The sequence below is a fragment of the Kitasatospora sp. NPDC096204 genome (genome assembly GCF_044763205.1).
Classification (GTDB): Bacteria; Actinomycetota; Actinomycetes; order Streptomycetales; family Streptomycetaceae; genus Kitasatospora.
Genome location: NZ_JBIWFT010000045.1, coordinates 65,555 through 72,029, shown reverse-complemented (window position 1 = coordinate 72,029; position 6,475 = coordinate 65,555). Strand labels below are relative to the sequence as shown.

Sequence of the window (6,475 nt, the reverse complement as noted above, 5' to 3'; positions counted from 1 at the left end):
ACCCTCGAACGCGGAATCCGCCGAGACGACGACCTCGCCAATGCCTACCGCGACTGGCTCACCGCCGCTTGACAGCCCATAGGAGCATCAATCCGCGGGCCGCCGGATAATCGCTGGTCAGCGCGGCGCCGCTGGGACATAGTGCCGCCATGACCACCACTCAGGGGCTGGACCGGGACGGATTCATCGCACGGGAGGGCTCGCTCGGGCGCGTGACCCCGGCGTTCGCGCCGGTGGTCACGGCCGCCCGCGAGCGCATCGCCGCGGCCTTCGCCCCCGACCGCCTGCACAGCGCCTACCTCTACGGCAGCGTCCCGCGCGGCACCGCGACACCCGGCGTCTCCGACCTCGACCTGCTGCTCGCCCTGCACCACGCGCCCACCGCCGCGGACCGGGCGGCGGCCGACGCCCTCGAGGCCGCGCTCGACGCCGAGTTCGCGCAGGTGAACGGGGTCGGCGTGCTGCTCTTCGACACCGGCATGCTGCTCAGTGAGCTGGAACGCCACGACCTCGGCTGGTTCGTCGCCTGCCTCTGCACCCCGCTGCTCGGCGAGGACCTCGCCGCCCGGCTCCCCCGCTACCGCCCCACCTCGCTGCTCGCCCGGGAGACCAACGGCGACCTCGCCCTGGTCCTCCCGGAGTGGCGCGAGCGCCTGGCCACCGCCGCCACGGACGCCGAACTGCGCGGCCTCAGCCGCGGCATCTCGCGCCGGCTCGTCCGCACCGGCTTCACCCTGGTGATGCCGCGCTGGGGCGGCTGGACCAGCGACCTCGCCGCCTCCGCCGAGGCCTTCGCCGCCCACTATCCCGAACGCGCCGCCCAACTGCGCCTCGCCGCCACCATCGCCCGCACCCCCACCGCCGACCGCGCCGCCCTGGCCGTGCTCGTCGACGACCTGGGCCCCTGGCTCGCCGCCGAGTACGCCGCCGTCCACGGTGTGAAGGCACCCCGCCCGTGACGGCGCCGGAGACGGCGGGCCACCCGCTGGTCCGCGAGGCCTTCCCCGATCCGACCGGGGAGCCGGTCGGCCTCCTGACGCGGGAGGGCGAGCCCGCCCCGGCCGGGGCCGGGGCCGGGGCCGGGGCCGGGGCCGGGCACCACGAGGCTCAGGCCGGGGCTGAGCACCACGAGGACCAGTCCGCCGCCCCCAGGGGCCTCAGTCCACGCACGGGATCCCGCCCGCCCGCACCGCCGGCCCCTGCATCGGCAGCCCCGCCGCCGGGTCGGTGGAGGGCTCGCCCTGCGCCGGGGCGCCCGACGGCACGGCCGTCGGGCTCGCGGTGCGGGCGAGGGCGAGGGTGACCACCACGCGGCCCGCCGGAACGGTCGCCGAGTAGACCGCGCTCACCCCGTAGCGGGCGGCGACGCGCTGGGCGTCGGCCTTGGCCCCGGACCCGTAGCTGACCGCGGTGGCCCGCGTCCTGGCCGGGGCGTCACCGATCCGGCCCGCCTGGTAGCCCAGTTCGGCCAGCGCCCTGGACTCGTCGGCCGCCACGCCCGCCCCCGCGGCCGCGTTGACGTCGACCACCGCCTTGGGCGCCGCGTTCGGGGCGGCGGAGGACGACGGACCCGGTTCGACGGGCGCGTCCCCGGGCGGGGCGGCCGGAACGACCGGCGCCGCCTCGTGGTTGAAGAGCTGTCGGACGATCTTCCTGATCAGGTCCGGGTTGACGGTGTTGACCTCCTGCCCGCCGACGGTCTTGAAGCCGCTGATCGGCAGGGTGTTGAACTCCACGTTGCCGCCGGTCAGGTTGGGCGCCTGCTGGGCGAAGTCGAGGATGTTCCACTCGTTGTCGATGACCACGTCCTTCTTCACCACCGCGAACAGCTTCTGCATCTGCCCGAGGTCGTTCAGGATGCCCTGCTGTTTGAGCTTGTACTCGACGGAGGAGAGGAACGCCTGCTGCCGGTGGGTGCGGTCGAGGTCGCCGTTGGCGAGGTGGTGGCGCTGGCGGACGAAGGAGAGCGCCTGCGCGGCGTCGAGGGAGCTGATCCCGGCCGGGAGCCTGAGGCCGGTGCCGCCGCCCTCGTGGGTGGCGGTCCGGGCGATGATCGGGTCGTCCACCGGGTGGTTGAGGCAGACCTGGATCGGCTCGACCGCCTTGGCGATGTCGTAGAAGCCGATCAGGTTCACCTCCGCGAAGTGGTCGATGGGGACGTCCAGGAGGGACTGCACGGTCTGGATGGTGGCCGAGCGGCCGGCCTCCCGGCTGCGCCGTTCCAGCTCCGCCTTGGAGAGCCCCCTGCCCGCCAGCTTCTGCTCCGCGGCCTCCTTGGCGATGCCGTACGCCTCCTTGACCTTGTGCATCCTGCCGTCGGCGCCGACGGTCTGCACGTAGTCGTCGCGCGGGACGGAGAGCGCGGTGACCCTGCCGCCGCCGGCCGGGATGTGCAGCACGATCAGGGCGTTGGTGTTGTACCCGCCGATCTCGCTGGAGCCGGCGTGCAGTTCGTCCTCCACGAACTGCCTGGGCAGGTCGTTGCCGTCCATGTCCTTGCGGCTGTCCAGGCCGATCAGCAGCAGGTTGACGGACTTGTCGAGGTGCGGCGGGGCGTTCTTCTTGGCCTCGCTCAGCGCGGAGGACTTGATCATGCCGTCGTCCAGGCTGCGGTACTCGTACCAGGTGAAGCCGCTGGCCCCGAGCACGGCGATGGAGACGGTGCAGGCCAGGGTGCGCCCGGCGACGGTGATCGGGGCGGCCCCGCGGCGCGGGAGGCGTCCGCGCTGACCGCGGCCGCCGGTACGGCTGTTGCCGCGCTCAGCCACGGCGGCCCCTTCCGCCGGGGGCGGCCGTCCTGCCTTTTCGCCGGCGCTCCGACACCGTCCGGCGGCGGGCCGACGCGACGCGGAGCGCGACCACGGCGAGCGCCACCGCCACGGCCGCGGCCATCACCGGGAACGCCCCGACCACCCAGCGCAGCACGCCGGTGCCGAGGTTCTTCCCCTGGTACTTCCCGGGCTGCGCGAGGTACTCGACGCCCGAGGCGGTGAGCAGCACCACGACCGGAGCGGCCGTCACCACCCACCACCGGCCCGCCCGGCTGCACAGCGCCGCGGCGGCCGCCGTCCCGAGCACCGAGCCCACCGCGAAGAGGAGACCGACGCCCGGCCCGTCGAGCTCGTCCGCGACGGCGCCGAGCAGCGGCAGCCCGACCGCCGAGAGCGCGGCCGCCGCCCCGGCCCGTCGGCGCGCCTGCTGGTGGCGGCGGGCCGCCCCGGGGCGCGGCGGTCGGGGCGCGACGGGGGCCGCGGCGGCGCCTGGGGCGCCTGCGGCTCCCGCGCCGACCGCCCGGGAGCGCTGGGCCGGCAGGGCGCGGTCCTCGGTACGCGGTCCCGCGTCCTGGTACGGCGTTCTCGCCCGCTGGCCGGCCATGCGCACTTCCCTCGATCGTTGCGGCCGCGGCGGCGCGATCGCACCGCCGCGTGTGCCGGGACGCCCTCGGTCCTGCCGGCGTCCTGGTGGGGACCCCATTCTCTACATCTCTGTAGAGGATGGGCTGGAGCATACAAACCCATTTCAGCAAAGTCATCCGCTGCCACCCGGCAGCGACGGACCGCCCGGCGGGCCGTCGTTAGGATGGTCATGATCCCCGCCACGTCGGCACACCATCAGGAACGCATCAGAGGAGCAGAGCGTCACCATGTTTGAGAGTCTGAAGAACATCGCGGACAAGGCCACCGACCTCGCCCGCGAGCACGGCGACGCGATCGGGCAGGGCCTGGACAAGGTCGGCGACGCGATCGACGACCGCACGGACGGCAAGTACAGCGGGCAGATCGACACCGGCGTCGAGAAGGCGAAGGACTTCCTGCGCAACCTCGACGGCGACCGGAAGCCCACCGAGTAACCTGCCGCGGAGCACGATCAGCCGCGCGGCGGTCGAACGAGCACACGGGCGAACGGGGAGGGGCGGCAGCGGTGAGCGAGGAGAAGAAGGGGTCCGGCCGGGGACGCTGGCTGGTGATCGGCGTCGTGGTGGTGGCCGGACTGGGTCTCGTCCGCGGCAACGGCCACGACGGCGCGGCCTCCGCCGACCCCTCCCCGGCCGCGGCCGCCCCGTCCGGTGCCTCCTCGGGCGCCGCGCCGTCGGCCGGCGCCTCCGCGGCGCCGTCGAAGCCCCCGAAGCCGTCGGGCTCCTACGACCCCGCCGACTACGCGGCGCCGGTGCGCCGGTACGCCGCCGAGGCCGGGGTCAACCCGCAGCTGCTGATGGCGATCCTCTACAACGAGGCGTACAAGCCGCACGACCCCGAGCTCGAACGGGCCTGGCAGCGGAGCAAGCCGGACGCCTCCTTCGGCATCGCCAACATGCACCGGGCCGCCTTCGACGACACCAAGCCCGGCCGCCCCTTCGCCTCCCGGCAGTGGGAGGAGCTGCCGGACGACCGCGACCTGGCCATCCAGGCGGCCGCCTGGCACCTGCACGACCTCGCCGCGCAGCTGCCCGTACGCCCGGGCGCGCCGCTCACCCGGGACGAACTGGCCGCCCTCGGCTACAACGCGGGCGCGGGCAACATGCTGGCCTTCGCCCGGGGCGTCAAGATCGGCTCCCAGGCGCAGTCCTACCTCGACCGACTGCGCGACAACTGGTCGGAGTCCGGCGAGGCCGTCAAGTAGCGCCCTCCGGCGGTCAGCTGACGCCGACCCGGGCCGACCAGACCCGCCGCCAGGCCAGCGCGTCGGCGACCCCCTCGGCGATGCCGCGCCGCGGCTGCCAGCCGAGCAGGTCCCGCGCGGTGTCCACGACGGCGTAGCAGCCGATCACGTCCCCGGGCCGCGGTCCGGCCTCCCGCACCTCCAGGCTGGTGCCGACGGCCTGTTCGAAGGCGGCGATCAGCTCCCGCACGGTGGTCCCGTCGCCGGTGCCGACGTTGATCACCCGGTAGCGGTCCGCCACGCCCGGGGCGATCACCTCGTCGAACCGCAGCAGCGCCGCGACGTGCGCCTCGGCGAGGTCCTGGACGTGGACGTAGTCGCGGATGCCGGAGCCGTCGCGGGTCGCCCAGTCGGTGCCGGTCACGGTGAACGGGGTGCCGGTGGTGTGCGCCTCGATCAGCTTGCCGAGGGCGTGGGTGGGGTTGAGGTCCTGGAGGCCGGTGCGCAGCTGCGGGTCGGCGCCGATCGGGTTGAAGTAGCGCAGGGCGATGACACGTTGGCGCTCGGCGCCCTCGCCCCGGGTCCAGTCCTGGAGGACCTGCTCCATCATCTGCTTGGTGCGCGCGTACGGGCTGCCGGCGTCGACCGGGCTGCTCTCGTCGACCCGGGCGTCGGGGGTGGGGGCGTAGATCGACGCGGAGCTGCTGAAGACGACCCGGGTGCAGCCGTTGCGCTGGAGGGCGTCCAGGAGCTCGACGGTCTTGGCGACGTTCTCCCGGTAGTAGTACAGCGGCTTGGCCACCGACTCCGGTACGACGATCTTCGCGGCGCAGTGCACGGTGGCGTCGATGTCGGGATGCTCGGCGAAGATCCGGTCGAGCAGGGCGGCATCGGCGATGTCGCCCCGGTAGAAGACCCGGTCCGCGACGAACTCGGTCCGTCCCCGGGAGAGGTCGTCCAGCACGACCGGGGTGATCCCCCGGTCGAGCAGGGCGGAGGCGACGGTGCTGCCGATGAATCCCGCACCTCCGGTGATCAGGACCTTCTTCATGCGCGGACGCTCCCTTGCGGTCGTCCGGGCGCCCGGTGGCGCCCGGTGACCGGAAGGGACGCCGGTTCGCACCCGGCCGGTTCCGCCGGGTGCGAACCGGCGTCCCGGCCGGGCGGTCCCCGAGGGCTCAGCCGCGGTGGCGGCGCAGCCAGAGTCCGGTGGCGACCAGCACCACGGCCGCGCAGGCGGTGCCGATGGCCGCCCAGGTGGTGGCGTCGGAGGTGGTCGCGTGAGCGGGGCGCGGCGAGCCGTCCCGGGCGGCGACGGCGGCGGCGGTGGTCCCCGCCGCCGCGGTCTCCCCGAGCGGGGCGGGGGCCACCTCGGCGGACCGCGGCGAGACTTCGGACAGCGCCGGGCCCTCCGTCTCCGGGGGCGTCGGGTCGGCGATCGCGACGGTGTCGACGTCGAGTTCGCGCTCGCCGTGCCCGGGGGCGGGGACGACGCAGACCACCGTCACCCGCCAGTGCCCGACGGGGAGGGCCTCCCGGGTGGTGTACGTGCCGGGGCTGCCGGGGGCGGTGACCAGGCGCCAGGGGCCGACGACGCGGCCGTCGGAGGCCGTCGCGGAGAGCGTGCCGGTGAACTCCCCGGTCACCGGGTCGTGGTCGTTCTCCCAGATGGCGACGGTGCTCACGCGGCCGTTCCGCTGGCCGGTGACGTCCAGGTGGACGCCGTCGCCGTGGGCGGCGGCGGGTACGGCGGCGGGCAGCAGGGCGGCGGCGGCCAGGGCGAGGGCGGCGAGGTGGGGGCGGGTTCGCATACGGGCTGGTCCTCGGGGCGGTGTGGGGGCGGGGGCGCTGGGAACGGCCGGCACCGGGAACGGCC

General features: G+C 74.8%; 7 protein-coding genes. 3 read left to right on the top strand and 4 right to left on the bottom strand.

The features are described 5' to 3' along the window. Positions 1-149: 149 nt before the first annotated feature. Entirely contained in the window at positions 150-959 is an 810-nt protein-coding gene (locus tag ACIQ87_RS34755) for a nucleotidyltransferase domain-containing protein (RefSeq protein WP_402414880.1), read from the top strand. A gap of 198 nt (positions 960-1,157) precedes the next feature. Here ACIQ87_RS34755 and ACIQ87_RS34750 read toward each other — a convergent pair whose 3' ends face one another. Both ACIQ87_RS34750 and ACIQ87_RS34745 read right to left on the bottom strand, forming a co-directional pair. Further along, entirely contained in the window at positions 1,158-2,768 is a 1,611-nt protein-coding gene (locus tag ACIQ87_RS34750) for an LCP family protein (protein ID WP_402414876.1), read from the bottom strand. Then, the gene (locus ACIQ87_RS34745) at positions 2,761-3,375 is read right to left on the bottom strand and encodes a DUF6542 domain-containing protein (protein WP_402414873.1); all 615 of its coding nucleotides are present in this window, start codon (positions 3,373-3,375) and stop codon (positions 2,761-2,763) included. The genes ACIQ87_RS34750 and ACIQ87_RS34745 overlap by 8 nt, the downstream gene beginning before the upstream one ends. A 268-nt stretch (positions 3,376-3,643) precedes the next feature. On the opposite strand from ACIQ87_RS34745, the gene ACIQ87_RS34740 reads away from it, so the two are divergent. Both ACIQ87_RS34740 and ACIQ87_RS34735 read left to right on the top strand, forming a co-directional pair. Further along, positions 3,644-3,850, top strand: coding sequence for an antitoxin (locus ACIQ87_RS34740; protein WP_402414870.1), 207 nt, complete (start codon positions 3,644-3,646; stop codon positions 3,848-3,850). Positions 3,851-3,921: 71 nt separating this feature from the next. After that, positions 3,922-4,620: a lytic transglycosylase domain-containing protein gene (locus tag ACIQ87_RS34735; protein WP_402414867.1), complete on the top strand. Its 699-nt coding sequence runs from the start codon at positions 3,922-3,924 to the stop codon at positions 4,618-4,620. 13 nt (positions 4,621-4,633) lie between these two features. Here the strand turns inward: ACIQ87_RS34735 and galE are convergent, their stop codons facing one another. Beyond that, positions 4,634-5,650 (bottom strand): UDP-glucose 4-epimerase GalE, encoded by a 1,017-nt coding sequence (gene galE / locus ACIQ87_RS34730; protein WP_402414864.1) that lies wholly within the window; start codon positions 5,648-5,650, stop codon positions 4,634-4,636. A 127-nt stretch (positions 5,651-5,777) separates the two neighbouring features. Then, on the bottom strand, positions 5,778-6,410 hold the full coding sequence (locus ACIQ87_RS34725) for a hypothetical protein (protein WP_402414861.1): 633 nt from the start codon (positions 6,408-6,410) through the stop codon (positions 5,778-5,780). Between the last annotated feature and the right edge of the window lie 65 nt (positions 6,411-6,475).